General features: G+C 69.1%; 16 protein-coding genes. 3 read left to right on the top strand and 13 right to left on the bottom strand.

From position 1 onward, the window contains the following. Window positions 1-22: 22 nt before the first annotated feature. Genes nuoF through AB0D12_RS07965 form a run of 6 tightly spaced genes read right to left on the bottom strand, consistent with a single transcriptional unit; the run spans window position 23 to window position 5,182 of the window. The gene (gene nuoF, locus AB0D12_RS07990) at window positions 23-1,372 is read right to left on the bottom strand and encodes an NADH-quinone oxidoreductase subunit NuoF (protein WP_362678187.1); all 1,350 of its coding nucleotides are present in this window, start codon (window positions 1,370-1,372) and stop codon (window positions 23-25) included. Beyond that, complete coding sequence (nuoE, locus tag AB0D12_RS07985) at window positions 1,372-2,184, bottom strand: NADH-quinone oxidoreductase subunit NuoE (RefSeq protein WP_362678185.1); 813 nt, start codon at window positions 2,182-2,184, stop codon at window positions 1,372-1,374. Before nuoE ends, nuoF begins: the two co-directional genes overlap by 1 nt. Window positions 2,185-2,201: 17 nt before the next feature. Further along, on the bottom strand, window positions 2,202-3,536 hold the full coding sequence (locus tag AB0D12_RS07980) for an NADH-quinone oxidoreductase subunit D (protein WP_362678183.1): 1,335 nt from the start codon (window positions 3,534-3,536) through the stop codon (window positions 2,202-2,204). Further along, window positions 3,536-4,252, bottom strand: coding sequence for an NADH-quinone oxidoreductase subunit C (locus AB0D12_RS07975; RefSeq protein ID WP_362678181.1), 717 nt, complete (start codon window positions 4,250-4,252; stop codon window positions 3,536-3,538). The genes AB0D12_RS07980 and AB0D12_RS07975 overlap by 1 nt, the downstream gene beginning before the upstream one ends. After that, the gene (locus AB0D12_RS07970) at window positions 4,249-4,803 is read right to left on the bottom strand and encodes an NADH-quinone oxidoreductase subunit B family protein (protein ID WP_327325411.1); all 555 of its coding nucleotides are present in this window, start codon (window positions 4,801-4,803) and stop codon (window positions 4,249-4,251) included. Before AB0D12_RS07970 ends, AB0D12_RS07975 begins: the two co-directional genes overlap by 4 nt. Before the next feature lie 19 nt (window positions 4,804-4,822). Then, the gene (locus tag AB0D12_RS07965) at window positions 4,823-5,182 is read right to left on the bottom strand and encodes an NADH-quinone oxidoreductase subunit A (RefSeq protein WP_030494815.1); all 360 of its coding nucleotides are present in this window, start codon (window positions 5,180-5,182) and stop codon (window positions 4,823-4,825) included. 692 nt (window positions 5,183-5,874) lie between these two features. On the opposite strand from AB0D12_RS07965, the gene AB0D12_RS07960 reads away from it, so the two are divergent. Further along, window positions 5,875-6,669 (top strand): NlpC/P60 family protein, encoded by a 795-nt coding sequence (locus AB0D12_RS07960; protein WP_362678179.1) that lies wholly within the window; start codon window positions 5,875-5,877, stop codon window positions 6,667-6,669. Window positions 6,670-6,948: 279 nt separating this feature from the next. Here AB0D12_RS07960 and AB0D12_RS07955 read toward each other — a convergent pair whose 3' ends face one another. Next, the gene (locus AB0D12_RS07955) at window positions 6,949-8,232 is read right to left on the bottom strand and encodes a geranylgeranyl reductase family protein (RefSeq protein WP_362678178.1); all 1,284 of its coding nucleotides are present in this window, start codon (window positions 8,230-8,232) and stop codon (window positions 6,949-6,951) included. A 99-nt stretch (window positions 8,233-8,331) separates the two neighbouring features. Between AB0D12_RS07955 and AB0D12_RS07950 the strand changes: the two genes are divergently transcribed. Beyond that, window positions 8,332-8,850: a GNAT family N-acetyltransferase gene (locus AB0D12_RS07950; RefSeq protein WP_327325401.1), complete on the top strand. Its 519-nt coding sequence runs from the start codon at window positions 8,332-8,334 to the stop codon at window positions 8,848-8,850. Window positions 8,851-8,873: 23 nt separating this feature from the next. Here AB0D12_RS07950 and AB0D12_RS07945 read toward each other — a convergent pair whose 3' ends face one another. The 6 genes from AB0D12_RS07945 to AB0D12_RS07920 all read right to left on the bottom strand — a co-directional run bounded on the left by AB0D12_RS07945 (window position 8,874) and on the right by AB0D12_RS07920 (window position 16,927). Next, complete coding sequence (locus AB0D12_RS07945) at window positions 8,874-11,363, bottom strand: zinc ribbon domain-containing protein (RefSeq protein WP_362678176.1); 2,490 nt, start codon at window positions 11,361-11,363, stop codon at window positions 8,874-8,876. Between the two features lie 154 nt (window positions 11,364-11,517). After that, entirely contained in the window at window positions 11,518-12,429 is a 912-nt protein-coding gene (locus tag AB0D12_RS07940) for a glutaminase (RefSeq protein ID WP_362678174.1), read from the bottom strand. A gap of 6 nt (window positions 12,430-12,435) precedes the next feature. Beyond that, window positions 12,436-13,179, bottom strand: a complete 744-nt coding sequence (locus AB0D12_RS07935) for a demethylmenaquinone methyltransferase (RefSeq protein ID WP_362678172.1) — start codon at window positions 13,177-13,179, stop codon at window positions 12,436-12,438. 121 nt (window positions 13,180-13,300) lie between these two features. Continuing rightward, window positions 13,301-13,948: a hypothetical protein gene (locus AB0D12_RS07930; RefSeq protein ID WP_362678170.1), complete on the bottom strand. Its 648-nt coding sequence runs from the start codon at window positions 13,946-13,948 to the stop codon at window positions 13,301-13,303. Between the two features lie 7 nt (window positions 13,949-13,955). Further along, window positions 13,956-15,155, bottom strand: a complete 1,200-nt coding sequence (mqnC, locus tag AB0D12_RS07925; RefSeq protein ID WP_327325397.1) for a cyclic dehypoxanthinyl futalosine synthase — start codon at window positions 15,153-15,155, stop codon at window positions 13,956-13,958. 140 nt (window positions 15,156-15,295) lie between these two features. Next, the gene (locus AB0D12_RS07920; protein ID WP_362678168.1) at window positions 15,296-16,927 is read right to left on the bottom strand and encodes a serine/threonine-protein kinase; all 1,632 of its coding nucleotides are present in this window, start codon (window positions 16,925-16,927) and stop codon (window positions 15,296-15,298) included. A gap of 203 nt (window positions 16,928-17,130) precedes the next feature. Between AB0D12_RS07920 and AB0D12_RS07915 the strand changes: the two genes are divergently transcribed. Further along, window positions 17,131-18,183 (top strand): alpha/beta hydrolase-fold protein, encoded by a 1,053-nt coding sequence (locus AB0D12_RS07915; RefSeq protein ID WP_362678166.1) that lies wholly within the window; start codon window positions 17,131-17,133, stop codon window positions 18,181-18,183. The last annotated feature ends 39 nt before the right edge of the window (window positions 18,184-18,222 follow it).

Below are 18,222 nucleotides of genomic sequence, written 5' to 3'. Positions count from 1 at the left end.
GGGCTCGGCGCATACGCCTCAGTCATGCGTTCACCTCCAGGTGCTTGTCGGCCCAGACGGTCGACTTGGCAGGGTCGAAGGGGCAGCCCTTGCCGGTGATGTGCTGCTCGTACTCCTCGCGGAAGTACTTGAGCGAGGAGAAGATCGGGGACGCGGCACCGTCGCCCAGCGCGCAGAAGGACTTGCCGTTGATGTTGTCGGCGATGTCGCCCAGCTTGTCGAGATCGGACATGACGCCCTTGCCGGCCTCGATGTCGCGCAGCAGCTGCACCAGCCAGTACGTGCCTTCGCGGCAAGGGGTGCACTTGCCGCAGGACTCGTGGGCGTAGAACTCGGTCCATCGCGTCACGGCCCGTACGACACAGGTGGTCTCGTCGAAGCACTGCAGCGCCTTGGTGCCGAGCATCGAACCGGCCGCGCCGACGCCCTCGTAGTCCAGCGGGACATCGAGGTGCTCGTCGGTGAACATCGGGGTCGAAGAGCCGCCCGGGGTCCAGAACTTGAGGCGGTGCCCGGCCCTGATCCCGCCGCTCATGTCGAGCAGCTGGCGCAGTGTGATGCCGAGCGGGGCCTCGTACTGGCCGGGGTTGGTGACATGGCCACTGAGCGAGTAGAGCGTGAAGCCCGGGGACTTCTCGCTGCCCATCGACTTGAACCAGTCCTTGCCGCGTTGGAGGATCGCGGGAACGGAGGCGATGGACTCGACGTTGTTCACCACAGTGGGGCACGCGTAGAGACCGGCGACCGCGGGGAAGGGAGGTCGCAGCCGGGGCTGGCCGCGACGGCCCTCCAGGGAGTCCAGCAGCGCGGTTTCCTCACCGCAGATGTACGCGCCCGCGCCCGCGTGCACGGTGAGTTCGAGGTCGAGTCCGCTGCCGAGAACGTTCTGGCCGAGGTAGCCCGCCTCGTACGCCTCGCGTACGGCTTCGTGCAGCCGTCGCAGTACGGGGACGACTTCACCGCGCAGATAGATGAACGCGTGATTCGACCGGATCGCATAGCAGGCGATCACGATCCCCTCGATGAGGGAGTGCGGGTTGGCGAAGAGGAGCGGGATGTCCTTGCAGGTCCCGGGCTCCGACTCGTCGGCGTTGACAACAAGATAGTGCGGCTTTCCGTCGCCCTGCGGAATGAACTGCCACTTCATTCCGGTGGGGAAGCCGGCGCCGCCGCGGCCGCGCAGTCCGGAGTCCTTGACGTACGCGATGAGGTCGTCGGGCGCCATGGCCAGCGCCTTGCGCAGCCCCTCGTACCCCTCGTGCCGCCGGTAGGTGTCCAGCGTCCAGGGCTCCGCCTCGTCCCAGAAGGCGGAGAGAACGGGCGCGAGGAGCTTCTCGGGGCTCGTCTCGTTGAGCTCGGGTGCCAAGGTCATCACTCCCCCTCCTCGGCTGCGGGCCCGGCCGGGTGCGCGGGGTCGGAGTCCGAGGTCTGCTGTGGCGCGTCGTGTGAGCTGAGGTGCTCGGACCCGGGCTGCGGGGCATCGCGGGCGACCTCACCGCGCGGGGCGACCACCCGGGCGGCCTGCTGCTCGCCCTTGGCGAGGCGCAGGCCGATCAGCGAGGCGGGTCCGGCCCCGCCGGTCGCCTCGACGGCGCCGGGGCGCCGGTCGGGGAAGCCCGCGAGGATCCGCGCGGTCTCCTTGTACGTACAGAGGGGAGCGCCGCGGGTGGGCTGGACCTGCCGTCCCGCACGCAGATCGTCGACGAGCCGCTTGGCTGTCTCCGGCGTCTGGTTGTCGAAGAACTCCCAGTTGACCATCACCACAGGGGCGAAGTCGCAGGCCGCGTTGCACTCGATGTGCTCGAGGGTGACCTTGCCGTCCTCGGTCGTCTCGTTGTTGCCGACGCCGAGGTGCTCCTTGAGCTCCTCGAAAATGGCGTCGCCGCCCATCACCGCGCAGAGCGTGTTGGTGCAGACCCCGACCTGGTAGTCGCCGGAGGGCTTGCGCCGGTACATCGAGTAGAAGGTGGACACCGCGGTGACCTCGGCAGTGGTCAGCTCCAGCATCTCGGCGCAGAACCGGACGCCGGTGCGGGTGACGTACCCCTCCTCCGCCTGCACCAGATGCAGCAGCGGCAGCAGGGCGGACCGGCTGTCGGGGTAACGGGCGATGATCTCCTTCGCGTCCGCTTCGAGCCTGGCACGCACATCGGCCGGGTAGTCGGGGGCGGGGAGCTGTGGCATCCCCAAGCTGATGTCTGTCACCGGTCGACGCCTCCCATCACGGGGTCGATGGACGCGACGGCGACGATGACGTCGGCGACCTGGCCGCCTTCGCACATCGCCGCCATGGCCTGCAGATTGGTGAAGGACGGGTCACGGAAGTGGACCCGGTAGGGGCGGGTGCCGCCGTCGCTCACGACATGTACGCCGAGTTCGCCCTTGGGCGATTCGACCGCGGCGTACGCCTGTCCGGACGGGACCCGGAAGCCCTCGGTCACCAGCTTGAAGTGATGGATCAGAGCCTCCATGGAGGTGCCCATGATCTTCTTGATGTGGTCGAGGGAGTTGCCGAGCCCGTCGGGGCCGAGGGCGAGCTGCGCAGGCCAGGCGATCTTCTTGTCGGCGACCATCACCGGTCCGGGCTCGAGCCGGTCCAGGCACTGCTCGACGATGCGCAGCGACTGCCGCATCTCCTCCAGGCGGATGAGGAAGCGGCCGTACGCGTCGCAGCTGTCGGCGGTCGGGACGTCGAACTCGTACGTCTCGTAACCGCAGTAGGGGTCGGTCTTGCGCAGATCGTGGGCGAGACCGGCGGAGCGCAGGATCGGTCCGGTCGCGCCGAGCGCCAGGCAGCCGCTCAGATCGAGATAGCCGATGTCCTGCATACGGGCCTTGAAGATGGGGTTGCCGGTGGCGAGCTTGTCGTACTCCGGCAGGTTCTTCTTCATCGTCTTCACGAACTCGCGAAGCTGGTCGATGGCGCCGGGCGGCAGGTCCTGCGCGAGTCCGCCGGGCCGGATGAACGCGTGGTTCATCCGCAGGCCGGTGATCAACTCGAAGATGTCGAGAATCAGTTCACGATCCCGGAATCCGTAGATCATGATCGTGGTGGCGCCGAGCTCCATACCGCCGGTGGCGATGCACACCAGGTGGGAGGAGAGCCGGTTGAGCTCCATCAGCAGGACGCGGATGATCGTCGCCCGGTCCGGGATCTCGTCGGTGATGCCGAGCAGCTTCTCCACGCCCAGGCAGTACGCCGTCTCGTTGAAGAACGGCGTCAGATAATCCATGCGCGTGACGAAGGTGGTGCCCTGCACCCAGGTCCGGTACTCGAGGTTTTTCTCGATGCCGGTATGCAGATAGCCGATGCCGCAGCGGGCCTCGGTGACCGTCTCGCCGTCGATCTCCAGGATCAGCCGGAGCACGCCGTGCGTGGAGGGGTGCTGCGGGCCCATGTTGACGACAATCCGCTCGTCGTCGGCCTTGGCCGCGGACTGGACGACCTCGTCCCAGTCGCCGCCGGTGACCGTATATACAGTCCCCTCGGTGGTCTCGCGGGCGGAAGCGGGGGAAGTTCCCTGTGAAGCAGACATCAGCTGTACGACCTCCGCTGGTCCGGAGCCGGGATCTGGGCGCCCTTGTACTCGACGGCAATGCCGCCGAGCGGATAGTCCTTGCGCTGCGGGAAGCCCTGCCAGTCGTCCGGCATCATGATCCGGGTGAGGGCGGGGTGGCCGTCGAAGACGAGCCCGAAGAAGTCGTACGTCTCGCGCTCGTGCCAGTCGTTGGTCGGATAGACCGCGACCAGGGACGGCACATGCGGGTCGCTGTCCGGTGCGGAGACCTCGAGGCGGATCAGCCGGCCGTGGGTGAGCGAGCGCAGATGGTAGACGGCGTGCAGCTCGCGGCCCTTGTCCTCGAGGTAGTGGACGCCGGAGACGCCCGTACAGAGCTCGAAGCGCAGGGCCGGGTCGTCGCGCAGGGTCTGCGCCACCGTGAGCAGATGCTCGCGGGCGATGTGGAAGGTGAGCTCGCCGCGGTCGACGACCGTCTTCTCGATGGCGTTCTCGGGGACGAGGCCCTGCTCCTCCAGTGCGCCTTCGAGCTCGTCGGCGACCTCGTCGAAGTAGCCGCCGTAGGGACGGTGGGAGGCGCCCGGCAAGGTCACCGTCCTGACGAGACCGCCGTAGCCACTCGTATCGCCGCCGTTGCCTGCGCCGAACATGCCCTTGCGTACGCCGATGACGTCGCCGGAATCGTCCCGTGGCGCAGGGACGTTGTTACCGTTGGTGTTCTTGTTCTCACTCACCGGAGCAGCCCCTTCATCTCGATGGTGGGGAGCGCCTTGAGGGCCGCCTCCTCCGCCTCGCGGGCCGCTTCCTCCGCGTTCACGCCGAGCTTGGAGGTCTGGATCTTGTGGTGCAGCTTGAGAATCGCGTCGATCAGCATCTCGGGACGCGGCGGGCAGCCAGGCAAATAGATGTCGACGGGGACAATGTGATCAACACCCTGCACAATCGCGTAATTATTGAACATTCCGCCCGATGAGGCGCAAACGCCCATGGAAATGACCCACTTGGGATTGGGCATCTGGTCGTAGACCTGCCGCAGGACGGGAGCCATCTTCTGGCTCACCCGGCCGGCGACGATCATCAGGTCGGCCTGGCGCGGCGATCCGCGGAAGACCTCCATGCCGAAGCGGGCCAGGTCGTAGCGGCCGGCGCCGGTCGTCATCATCTCGATGGCGCAGCAGGCCAGACCGAAGGTCGCCGGGAAGACGGATGATTTGCGCACCCAGCCCGCGGCCTGTTCGACGGTGGTCAGCAGAAAACCGCTCGGCAGCTTCTCTTCGATTCCCATTGGTGTGCCCCTCAGCCCCTCAGTCCCATTCCAGGCCGCCGCGCCGCCATACATACGCGTAGGCGACGAAGACGGTGAGCACGAAGAGCAGCATCTCCACGAGCCCGAAAAGCCCCAGGGCGTCGAAGGTGACCGCCCAGGGGTAGAGGAAGACGATCTCGATGTCGAAGACGATGAAGAGCATCGCCGTCAGGTAGTACTTGATGGGAAAGCGGCCGCCTCCGGCCGGCGTAGGGGTCGGCTCGATGCCGCATTCGTACGCCTCTAGTTTTGCCCTGTTATAGCGCTTTGGGCCGATAAGCGTGGCCATGACCACGGAGAAGATCGCAAACCCTGCCCCGAGGGCGCCGAGCACAAGGATGGGCGCGTAAGCATTCACCCTCCTCGCTCCTTCCAGTCGTCCTTGACCGTTGGACCGCACCGGGCATCCGCCTCGCTGCCTCGCGAAGATCGTGTACATGTGAGGCAGTTCACAAGCCCGACTGCTCCGCATCCTATGCCTGCCGGTCTGTGATCTGCGACACGGGGTACGACAACGTCTTTGTGATCTCCACCACCCGGCGAACGATCATGAAGCCGGATGAGCGGTGATCTTCATACGCGAAGCGCCCGAGTGGTTACCAGACGTGACATCCGGTGGTGTTACCGCTGGTCGGAGGGCATGCGCTCTATCAAGTGGTGGCCCGTACAGGCAAATTGGCAATGGGCCGCATCGGCTGATAGTGGACTCTGCATCACCCACCCGAGGGACCCGCGCGGATCCGGGTGGACACGTGCTCGCATTCACGAGCGGCCGGACGCCAGGACGTTGACCTTTCTGTGACCTGCGCCACTCGCTTCGTTCATCAATAAAAGGGGGCTTGGCCATCGGCGTGAAGGGATGGTAAGTGCCAGGCAATTCGGACCTTTTACGGAAAGCCCATGATCACAGCCGTGATCTTGGGTGCCCGAATTGCCCGTTACGGCGTCAATAAAGGCCGGAGCAGAGCGGATTCAGACGTTCCGCTCACAACTGTGGCGCAACACACGTTTCTTGAAGGGAACCGTGAGTACTTGATACCGGTTGTACTCATGTCCCACACCGCTCACATACCCAGCCACCGGAAGCCCCGCCGCAGTGCCTCGAAGTTGGCGCTTCGGGCCGGAGTTGCCGGTGGCGTCCTCAGCACCATCGCGGTGGCCGGAGCTGCCGGGCCGGCGAACGCCGAGCCGGTGACCGAGACCATCGAGATGCCGACGCTCACGTCCGGCCCCTCGCTCTCCGCCGCCGTCTCGCAGTCCGCCGAGGCCACGCAGGAGATCGCGCTCGACCTCGAGTTGCAGGCCCAGGAGAACGCCGCCGCCGTCAAGGCCGCGCAGACCGCCAAGAAGGCCAAGGCCGAGGCGGACCGCAAGGCCGAGGCCAAGGAGAAGTCCGAGGCGAAGAAGCGCGCCGACGCCGAGGCACAGCGCGCCTCCCGGTCGTCCGAGCGCACCACGCTCTCCGCTTCCTCCAACACCTCGAACGCCACGGGCTCCGCCGCGACCGTCGTCGCCTTCCTCAAGGCACAGCTCGGTGACGCCTACGTCATGGGCGCCACCGGACCCAACTCGTGGGACTGCTCCAGCCTCGTCCAGGCAGCCTTCCGACAGGTCGGCGTCGACCTGCCCCGCGTCTCCCAGGACCAGTCGGTGGCCGGCACCCAGGTGGGCACCAGCAACCTCCAGATCGGCGACATCCTCTACTGGGGCGGCGCCGGTTCCGCGTACCACGTCGGTGTCTACATCGGCGACGGCCAGTACCTCGACGCCGCCAACCCCGGCAAGGGCGTCGTGATCCAGGACCTGTCGGGCTACCCGGCGAGCGGCGCGGTCCGCGTTCTCTGACCGCCCCGCACACCGACCGGCACGCTTCGAAGGGCCGCGGCTCCCCCGCTCGGGGGTGGAGCCGCGGCCCTTCGTCCGTTCCCGGGTGTGCCGCCGGTCGCGGCGTGCCGCGGCCGCCGGGCCCCGCTTGAGCGGGGCCGGCTCCGGCGGCCGGTAGTGGCCCCAGAGGTGGTGCAGCGCCCAGCGCCCGAGGCGTCGACGTCCAGCAGGGCGTTGACGGCGTTCCGGGCCGCTTCGTTGGCGCCCTCCATGAACGCCAGGTTCATGCCCGTGCGTACGTCAGGCCTTCGGGGCCACCTTCGAGAGCCCGTTGATGATCCGGTCCATCGCGTCGCCGCCCGTCGGGTCGGTGAGGTTGGCCAGCATCTTCAGCGTGAACTTCATCAGCAGCGGGTGCGTCAGACCGCGCTGCGTCGCGATCTTCATGACCTTCGGGTTGCCGATGAGCTTCACGAAGGCGCGGCCCAGGGTGTAGTAACCGCCGTACGTGTCCTTGAGGATCTTCGGGTAGCGGTGCAGCGCCAGCTCCCGCTGAGCCGGGGTCTGCCGGGCATGCGCCTGCACGATCACGTCGGCGGCGATCTGGCCGGACTCCATGGCGTACGCGATGCCCTCGCCGTTGAACGGGTTGACCAGGCCGCCCGCGTCGCCGACCAGCAGCAGGCCCTTGGTGTAGTGCGGCTGACGGTTGAACGCCATCGGGAGCGCGGCGCCGCGGATCGGCATCGTCATGTTCTCCTCGGTGTAGCCCCAGTCCTCCGGCATCGAGGCACACCAGGCCTTCAGCACCTCTCGCCAGTCCAGCTCCTTGAAGGCGGCGGAGGTGTTCAGTACGCCGAGGCCGACGTTCGAGGTGCCGTCGCCCATGCCGAAGATCCAGCCGTAGCCGGGGAGGAGCCGGTCCTGCGGGCCGCGGCGGTCCCAGAGCTCCAGCCAGGACTCCAGATAGTCGTCGTCGTGGCGCGGCGAGGTGAAGTACGTCCGTACGGCGACACCCATCGGACGGTCCTCGCGACGGTGCAGCCCCATGGCGAGGGAGAGCCGGGTCGAATTGCCGTCGGCGGCGACGACGAGCGGCGCGTGGAAGGCGACCGGGGTCTTCTCCTCGCCCAGCTTGGCGTTGACGCCGGTGATGCGGCCGGTCCGCTCGTCGATGATCGGGGCCCCGACATTGCACCGCTCGTACAGCCGCGCGCCCGCCTTCTGCGCCTGCCTGGCGAGCTGCTCGTCGAAGTCGTCGCGCTTGCGTACGAGTCCGTAGTCCGGGAAAGAGGCGAGATCCGGCCAGTCGAGCTGGAGCCGCACGCCGCCGCCGATGATCCGCAGGCCCTTGTTGCGCAGCCAGCCGGCTTCCTCGGAGATGTCGATACCCATCGCCACCAGCTGCTTCGTGGCACGCGGGGTGAGGCCGTCACCGCAGACCTTCTCGCGCGGGAAGGCCGTCTTCTCGAGGAGAAGGACGTCGAGCCCCGCCTTGGCCAGGTAGTACGCGGTCGTGGAGCCGGCCGGGCCTGCCCCGACGACGATCACATCGGCGGTGTGTTCGGAGAGGGGCTCGGTCACGGCGGGTTCTCCCGAAGACTCGATATTGCGTACCGAATGGCACAGGACATGTGCAGTCTATGGGGGCGTACTGATCCACAAACTGAAGGGCTCCCCCCTATGAGCAGGCCGCTCCCCGCCGTACAGCTGCGTGTGCCCACCGACGAGGACGCCCTGGCCTGGCACCGGGTCTTCAACGATCCGGAGGTGATGGAGTTCCACGGCGGGAAGGCGGCGGAGCTGTCCGTCTACGAGGAGCTGACCGCCCGGCAGCGCAGACACGACGCCGAGCACGGCTTCTGCTTCTGGACCATGCTCGACGAGGACGGCGAGGTCATCGGCTTCACCGGGGCGCAGCCCTGGCCGCACGAGACCTTCGGCCCGGTCGGCGAGATCGAGATCGGCTGGCGGCTGGCGCGGGCCGCATGGGGCAAGGGGTATGCGACCGCCGCCGCCCGCACCACGCTGGAGCGGGTACGGGCGGCCGGGGTGGAGCGGGTGGTGGCGATGGTCAACGCGCGCAATGAGCGTTCGATCGCGGTGATCCGGCGGCTGGGGATGGAGCTGGCCGAGACGTTCACGACGCCGGTGTCCCAGCAGAAGGGATACCGCTTCCGGCTGGAGCTCCAGCAGCCCTAGCTCACTGACTCACTGGCACTGGCTCACTGGCTCACTTTGAAGGTGTTGAGGGCGGTCGAGAAGACCACGTCCTTGGCCGGGTCCCAGAGATCGGCGCGGCCGGCGGCAAGGATCGCGTACTCCGTGCCGTCCGCCGCGACGAACGCCTGGTCGATGACATGGCGCTTCAGGCTGCCCTCGTCCGGCTCGGGGATATGGGTGAACTCCCAGAGCGCGCCCGGCCGTCCCTGATACGTGTTCTGGATCAGCTGCGTGCGCTCGTACTGGGTCTCGGGAGTCTCCAGGTGCTTCTTCTCCAGGGTGAGGAAGTTCTCGTACGAGGTCGTCAGCGTGTTCTTGATGACGCCGATCTGGACATACGAACCGCCCGTGGGCGCTTCGTAGAAGACCTGGCTGCCCGACTGCCGGCGCTTCCAGCCGTCCATCACCGCGACGGTGAACCCGGCGGGGTCCTGCTTCAGCACAAAGCCTTCCGGGACCGTGGCACCGCCCGGCGGAGGTGTCGACGGACTCGTGGAGGGGGTGGCGGAGGGGCTGCCGGACGGGGTTGCGGACGAGGACGCCGGGGCCTGTGGGTCCTGCTTCGGGGAAGGGGACTGCGATGCGGCCGGCTGCTTGTTCTTCGCCTCGTCGGACGCGTCTTTGTTCTTCAGCAGCAGCGCCCCGGCCGTCGCGCCACCGCCGATGACGAACGCGGCGGTGAGGGTGGCCGTCCACACGAGGACCTTGCGCTTGCGTTCGGCGGCGGCTGCCGCGGCGGCGGCGGCGGGATCGTGGGCGGCGGCTGCCGGTGAGGCAGCCGCGGCAGCGGACGGTGAAGCGGAGAGCTGCACGGTGTGCGGGTCGTACGCGCCGGGGACTTGGGGCTGCGGGACGTACGGAGAAGGCGCGGGCGGGGCGGGCGCCTCAGCCACGAACGGGGTGGCCGCGGGGGCAGCCGGGGCAGCGGGAGCGGCCGGGGCGCCGGGCATGTACGCCGGGCCCGGCCCGTACGCCGGCAGCGGCACCGCCGCCGCCTGTTGACCCACCATCCGCAGCACATACGGGCCCAGGAACGTCGCCGCACCCACCCACAGCAGGCCGAACAGCAACGCATCCGGAACGCTCGGGGCGAACTCCGATGTGCCCTGGCCGCCCCAGTCCGACATACCGCCCGCCATGTCGGCGGAGACTCCGCTCACGCCCGTGAACAGCAGGACGAGGCCCAGCGAGAAGCCTCCGGCCAGCAGCTGTTCGCGACGGTCCGCCGAGCGGCGGGCCGCCCAGACGCCGAGCGTCAGCGCGCAGACCACACCGAGAGCCACCGCCCCGGCGACCGCGCCACCGCCCCACACATCGCTGATCTCCGGAAGACCGAAACTGCCGTGCTCCGTGCCGGAGCCGATCAGGCTGAACCGGCCCTGGACGTCGTACTTCACCGGTACGCCCCAGCTCAGCCCGAGCACCGCCAAGCCGATGTTCGGCAGGATCGGCAGCGCGATGAGCAGGCCCGTACCGTCCACGCCGTCCGCGTTGGCGTACGCGATGAAGCCGACCAGCGAGCACAGAGCCACGACCACGCCGAGCGCCCGCACCGCCGTCCCCAGGGCGCGCACCGTCGACCGGGCGGCGGGCCGCTGCGCCAGCCACGCGGCGAGGTCGTCGCGCTGGAGCACCCCGGCGGTCACCGCGAGCGAGATCGCCAGCGCGCCGAGCGCGGCAAGCAGCGGCGACGAGGAGATCTCCACGCCCTCGATGTTCGGCTGCGCGAACAGGCCGAGTACCAGCACCACGCCGGTGGCCAACACCGAGATCCGGACGGCCGCTTCCAGCCCGGCACCCCTCGTACGCAGCATCCGCGCACCCAGGAAGAGCGCGCCGATCCACAGCACGGTCACCGTCAGCGGCACCAGCGAGAGCGAGGCGCTGCCCTGTGCGATCGCGTCCATGCCCGAGTCGGAGAATCCCGAGGAGCCGGAACCGGAGCCGCCGGAGGTGCCGGGGAATCCGGAACCGTCGCCGTACATCCCGTCCGAGGAACCGCCGCCGAAGGACCCGGAGCCCGAGCCGCCGGAGCCGAACGGCGAGGAGCTGTCCGTGGCCTTCACCTCGAAGCCGCCGCCGAACGCCTGCAGCAGCATCGCGAGCGCGATCCGCAGCCGGTCGCTCCAGCCGACGACGACCTCGTCGTCCTGACCGTACGAGGGGATGGCGAGCGCCACCGCGAGCGCCAGCAGCAGTCCGGCCGGCCAGGCGGCGGCCTTCGCCGAGGCGAGCCAGTCACCGCGGAACGCCCGGCCGAGGAACGCCCCGACGGGCGACGGCTGAGCGGGCGCCGTCGCGTAGGCGGGCGCGGCCGGCTGAGCTGCGGGCAGGGCCGGGGGAAGAGCCGGAAGCGCGGCGGGCGCGGCCACCGGAGGCATCGCGGGCGGCGGCGCCGCCGAGGCTTCCGGCAGCCGCTCCCGCCCGCATTTCATACAGAAGCGCGCCTCATCCGGGGATGGGTTTCCGCAATGCGGGCAGTACGACGCCATGGGGAGCACTCCGAGGTGACAGGCGGGGACGGGGAGATAAGAAAGCCATAAACAACTGACTCATCTTCCCCGCCCGCCGGTTCCCGTCAACTCGCCGCTCGTACACGCCGATTCGGGGCACGAGCCCCGGTCTCCGGTCCTTCGCCGCGGCGCCCTAGAAGACCGAGAGCCCGGTCAGCGTCGTGAAGCGGTCCAGCGCCGCCACGCCCACCACCGAGTTGCCGCGTTCGTCGAGGCCCGGGCTCCACACGGACAGCGTGCAGTGCCCCGGCACGACCGCGACGATCCCGCCGCCCACGCCGCTCTTGCCCGGCAGTCCGACCCGGTAGGCGAACTCTCCGGCCGCGTCGTACGTACCGCAGGTGAGCATCACGGCATTGATCTGCTTGGCCTCGCTGCGGGTCAGCAGGCGGGAGCCGTCGGCGCGCAGCCCGTGGCGGGCCAGGAAGCGGGCCGCCAGGGCCAGATCGGCGCAGCTCATCTCGATCGCGCACTGCCAGAAGTAGTGCTCGAGGAGGGTGGGGACGGGGTTGGTGATGTTGCCGTAGGAGGCCATGAAGTGGGCCAGGGCGGCGTTGCGGTCACCGAACGCGGACTCCGACTCGGCGACCTCCGCGTCGAAGGCCAGCTCCGGGTTCCCGCTCTCCTGCCGCAGGAATTCCAGGAGCTCGCTGCTCGCGTCGCCGGTCAGGGTCTGCAGGCGGTCGGTGACGACGAGCGCGCCCGCGTTGATGAAGGGATTGCGCGGGATCCCGTTCTCGTACTCCAGCTGGACCAGCGAGTTGAAGGGGTTGCCGGAGGGCTCACGGCCGACCCGCTCCCAGAGACTGTCGCCGCCCTGGGCCAGCGCCAGCGCGAGCGTGAAGACCTTGGTGATCGACTGGGCGGAGAAGGGGCGCTGCCAGTCCCCGACTCCGTACACCTTGCCGTCCACATCCGCGAGGGCCATGCCGAAGCGGTGCGGGTCGACGGAGGCGAGTGCCGGGATGTACTCGGCGGGCCTGCCGCTGCCGACCTGTTGTGTGACGTCCTGCGCGATCCGTTCCAGGACGGACTGGTAGTTCATCGGGGCTTACTGGGACTGGGACACGGACGGGCTCGCGGGCTCGGACGAGGACGGGGTCGTGGGCTTGGTGCCGCGGTGCAGCGCCACCACCCCACCCGTCAGGTTCCGCCACGCGACCTTGGACCAGCCGGCCTGCTGCAGCCGCTTCGCCAGTCCCGCCTGGTCGGGCCAGGCGCGGATGGACTCGGCGAGATAGACGTACGCGTCGGGGTTGGACGAGACCGCCCGCGCCACCGGCGGCAGCGCCCGCATCAGATACTCGGTGTACACGGTCCGGAACGGCGCCCAGGTCGGCTGCGAGAACTCACAGATCACGACCCGCCCGCCCGGCTTGGTCACCCGGTACAGCTCGCGCAGCGCCGTGTCCGTGTCCTGCACATTGCGCAGCCCGAAGGAGATCGTCACGGCGTCGAAGACATCGTCGCGGAACGGCAGCTTCGTCGCATCGCCCGCGGTGAGCGGCAGCCAGGGGTTGCGCTTCTTGCCCTCGCGCAGCATGCCGAGGGAGAAGTCGCACGGCACGACATACGCGCCGGTGACGGTGAAGGGCAGCGAGGAGGTGCCGGTGCCGGCGGCCAGGTCGAGGACCTTCTGCGCCGGGCGGGCGTCCACCGCCTTCGCGACCTCCCTGCGCCACAGCCTGTCCAGGCCGAGCGAGAGCACATCGTTGGTGAGGTCGTAGTTCGCCGCCACGTCGTCGAACATCGAGGCGACTTCGTGCGGCTGCTTGTCCAGGGATGCTCGGGTCACGGCTCCATTGTGCCGGTCGGGCGGGATCAGGGTTCGCGCAGGGCGGCCGGGTCCAAGTCCTTCACCCGGTCGACGGCCCAGCCCTCTGCGGCGGGAACATCCAGTTGTCCTCGGTGATCAGTCAGCGCGTCCGGTGGACGAGCCGCCCGCCGAGGACGGTGGCCACGCAACTCCCGGCGCCGGTGGCCTGCAGAGCGGCCTCGTCCGCCACGTCGAACACGGCGAAGTCGGCCCGGGCGCCGACGGCCAGTGGGGCGTGCACGGAGCCCGCGAGGTCATACCCCGCCACGAAGGGGTCGAGATCCGGACCCTCGGCGAGGATTCCCGGGGCGCCCACCGCGGAGACGACGGTCAGCCCGGAGCGGACGACCGCGGTCCGTACGACCGGGTCGTTCAGCGTGACGGCCAGCGCCGTGGTGCCGTGCCGCAGCATCCGCTGCAGACCGCGGCGCACGCTGCCCGCCCAGCGGGCACCGTCCAGCTCCAGCGCCTCCAGATCCGCTCCGGACAGCGGAAGTTCACCGAGCTGGCCGGCCTCCCGCGGGTCGGGGTGGTAGCAGCGCTTCAGCAGCCAGGTGCCGTGCCACTGACGCAGGCCGGGCGTCAGTACGCCGGGCCAGCGCCGGACGCGGGCCTGCGGACGGTCCGCCGCCAGCTCCTCGTACGGGCCGATGGCCGCGATGCGGTTGCCGTCGACGACGACCGCACCGTCCGGCACCGGCGCCGCGCCGACCGGCAGAACCAGCGGCGTGGCGTGAATAGTCAGCAAAACAGCCTCAGTTGGACGCGAGCAGCTTCAGCTCGGGATGCGCCGTACCCCCCGCGATCGCCGTCGACGAGATGTGCGAGGCGACGCGCTCGTCGACCGGGTCGTTCGCCGGGTCGTCGTGCACCACGATGTGCTCGTACGTCGTCGTCCGCTGCGCCGGGACACGGCCCGACTTACGGATCAGGTCGATGATCTCCATCCGGTTCGACCGGTGCTTCGCGCCCGCCGAGGAGACCACATTCTCCTCGAGCATGATCGAGCCCAGGTCGTCCGCGCCGTAGTGCAGCGACAGCTGGCCGACCTCCTTGCCCGTGGTCAGCCAGGAACCCTGGATGTGCGCGACATTGTCGAGGAAGAGCCGCGCGATCGCGATCATGCGCAGGTACTCGAAGAGCGTCGCCTGCGTACGGCCCTTGAGGTGGTTGTTCTCCGGCTGGTACGTGTACGGGATGAAGGCCCGGAAGCCGCCTGTCCGGTCCTGCACCTCGCGGATCATCCGCAGATGCTCGATCCGCTCGGCGTTGGTCTCGCCGGTGCCCATGAGCATGGTGGACGTGGACTCGACGCCAAGACGGTGCGCGGCCTCCATGATCTCCAGCCAGCGCTCGCCGGACTCCTTGAGCGGCGCGATCGCCTTGCGCGGCCGCTCGGGCAGCAACTCGGCGCCGGCGCCCGCGAAGGAGTCGAGTCCGGCGGCGTGGATGCGCTGGATCGCCTCCTCGACGGAGACCTTGGAGATACGGGCCATGTGCTCGACCTCGGAGGCGCCGAGGGAGTGGATGACCAGCTGGGGGTACGCCTTCTTGATCGCGGCGAAGTGCTTCTCGTAGTACTCGACGCCGTAGTCCGGGTGGTGCCCACCCTGGAACATGATCTGCGTGCCGCCGAGCTCCACGGTCTCGGCGCAGCGCCGCAGAATGTCGTCGAGGTCGCGCGTCCAGCCCTTCTCGACATCCTTCGGCGGGGCGTAGAAGGCGCAGAACTTGCACGCCGTGACGCACACATTGGTGTAGTTGATGTTGCGCTCGATGATGTACGTCGCGATGTGCTCCGTACCGGCGTACCGCCGCCGCCGTACGGCGTCCGCCGCCGCGCCCAGCGCGTGCAGCGGCGCGGAACGGTAGAGGTCGAGCGCCTCCTCCGGGGTGATCCGGCCCCCCTCGGCAGCACGGTCCAGCACGGACTGAAGGTCGGCCTTCTCGGTCACCGGGCGTCACCTTTCGGCGGTGTGTCAGAGCATCTGCGGGCCGATCCAGCCTACGCCAGCCGTTGTCGCGATCCGCGGGCGCGGTCGGGAGGCACGACCGCCGGTCACCGCTCCGGGGGCCGGCCGGTCAGCCCGCCCGGTCACTGCTCCCGGTCCAGCAGCGCGCGCGGGTCGCCCGCCCGTGGTTCCTGGGACGTGTACTGCAGGCGGGCTCCGGCGAGTCGCAGCTTCACCGTGTGCGTGCCCGGCGTGCAGTGGTTTCCGGCCTTGCCGCTGGACTTGCCGTCGGCGACCAGTTCCGTCGCGGTCGCGCTCCGCAGCACCAGGTTGTCCTCGCAGCCGAATTCCCCCAGGAGGTCGAACTGGGTGACCGTGCCGATCTTCGCGCCGGCCTTCCCGGTGCCGATCACGACCCTGAAGGTCCCGGCACTGATCCTGCTGCCGGCGACTTCCAGGTCGAACGGCCCCTTCCAGGCGCCGATGAAGGCCTTCGGCACCTCCTTCACCGACTCGCCCGGCTCCGCCGACGAACCGTCCGGCGCCGACGGGCTACTGGCCGGCGGTCGGGCCGCCGTGTCGCTGCCCTTGTCGTTCTCGCCCGGGAGCAGATCGAACAGCACCGCGCCGCCCACCGTCACGCCGGCGAGCGCGCCCGCCACCGCCAGGGCCACCGTGCAGCTCACCTTCCGGCCCCGGCGTGCGCCCGGAGCAGCGGACTCCGTCGGTACGGAGTCGGCCGTCACCGACAGGGACAGCCGCCCGTTGGAGGCGCCCTCCGTCTTCGGCGGCGCGTCCTGGGGCGGCTCCAGCGGCGGGCCGAAGACCCCGACCGCCGGGCTGCTGAACGCCACCGGCCCCGACACCACCGGGTCCGCCGAAGGCTCCAGGTTCAGCAGCGTCACCGCCGCCCTGCTGACCTGCTCCACCAGCGGTCCGGGCAGCCACCCGGCCCCGAGCGGTCCGGCCGCCCCACCGGGCGCGATCCTGCTCGCGATCTCGGCCGGCGCGGGCCGCGCCGTCGGCTCCTTGGCGAGGCAGTCGGCGACCAGCTCCCGCAAGTCACCCTCGAGAGACCCCAGTTCGGGCTCCTCGTGCACCACCTTGTAGAGCAGCGCGGCCGACGAGTCGCCCGGGAAGGGTGCCTCGCCCGTCGCCGCGTACGCCAGGACCGCGCCCAGGGAGAAGACATCGGCCGCTGCCGTGACGCCCTTGCCGAGGATCTGCTCCGGCGACATATAGCCGGGCGAGCCGACCGAGACCCCGGTGGAGGTGAGCGAGGCGGTGCCGTCGGTGGCCCGGGCGATCCCGAAGTCGATCAGCCGCGGACCGTCCAGCGTGAGCAGCACATTGGACGGCTTCACATCCCGGTGCACCAGCTCCAGCGCATGCACGGCCGCCAGCGCCTGCGCGAGGCCGGCGCCCAGCACCCGTACCGAACGGACGGGCAGCGGACCGTGCGAGGTCACCGCCTGGGACAGGGCCGGACCGGCCACATAGCCGGTGGCGACCCACGGCACGGACGCCTCCGGGTCGGCGTCCAGCACCGGCGCCGTCCACTCCCCGCCGACCCGCCGCGCCGCCTCCACCTCACGCCTGAACCGCGCCCGGAACTCCTCGTCGAGCGCGAAATGCGGATGGACGACCTTCACCGCGACCGTACGGCCGCCGGCGCTGCGACCCAGATAGACGCGGCCCATTCCGCCCGCTCCGAGCCTGCCGAGCAGCCGGTACGCACCGATGTTCTGCGGATCGCCCGGGTCCAGCGGCTGCATCTGCACTCCCCCGATTACCTCGCGTTTCAGCCTTGTATTGCGCGTGCTGTGCTTCAGCCTAGGGCCCGCCGTGTGCCGCATCACGAGGATTCCCGCCGACGCGGAGCCAACCGAACAGAGCCAACCGCCGTCTCCCTGGGCGTAATTCACACGTGTTGTCCGAAACCGTCCGTGCCGACGGTGCCAAAACCTCGGAGCCTTCCATGAAACGCCTGTCCAAGGCCCTCATAGCCGCCGTCGCCATCGGCTCTGTCGCGCTCGTCGCCGGCTGCTCCGACGAAGGCGATCCGGTCTCCTTCGACGGCCCCAGCGCCAAGGCCCCCGCCGCCGGGCAGTCGGGCGGCGGCGCACAGGACAGCAACGGCGGCACGGCGGCGAACGAAGCCTCCGCGAAGACCCTGATGCCGACAGGCCCGAAGGCCTCGTTCACCACGCAGAACACCCTGGACGACGGCACGAAGATCGGCGTCACCACGCTGGAAGGCGCCAAGTCCGGTTTCACGGGCAAGGTATGGGTGTGGGCGCCGAAGCAGTACTTCGACCCTCAGTACGCGAACAGCGGTTTCCCCGTACTGATAGCCCTGCCCGGCGGCAATGGCTATCCCAAGAACTACTGGATGGGCACCGACCTCAAGCTGCAGAGCAGCATCAGCAAGTGGTCGAAGGAAGGCAAGAGCCTCCCGTTCATCGTGGTGATGCCGGTACTCAATCCGGACGCCAAGTACTACTACGACGGCAGCGACATACCGGGGCAGCCGAAAATGGGTACCTGGATGAGCGAGGACGTTCCCGACTTCGTGAAGGCCAATTTCCGTACCTTCAAGTCCCGCGACGGCTGGGCCTTCATGGGCTCATCGTCCGGCGCGTTCGTCGGCCTGAAATCCGTACTGCAGCACCCGGACAAGTTCAAGGCCGTGATCGCTTCCGGTCCGGACACCGTGCCCGACTCCCCGCTCTGGGGCAGCCACACGAAGGAGAAGGCGGCCAACAACCCGGAGAAGCTCGCGAAGGCCCTTTCCACCACGCCCGCGGGCAAGGACAAGGACGTCTGTCTCGCGTTCCAGATAGGCACCAAGGAGCGCGGGATGAACAACCTCAAGCACTTCATCCGGAACTACGGCAAGGGCCCGGTGAAGACCCGGCTGCAGATCATCCAGGGCGGCGAGCACAACGCCAAGACCTATGTGACGGGCATGGGGGACGGGACGATCCAGTGGATCAGCGAGCACATGCAGGCGCCCATCCCCACCTCGTAGGCTGCCCGGCCCAGTTCCACCCCGCGGACGGTCCCACCC

It is taken from the genome of Streptomyces sp. NPDC048479, assembly GCF_040651435.1.
Taxonomy (GTDB): domain Bacteria; phylum Actinomycetota; class Actinomycetes; order Streptomycetales; family Streptomycetaceae; genus Streptomyces.
Note: the sequence above shows the minus strand (reverse complement) of the source record. Positions and strands in the feature narration are given on the sequence as shown.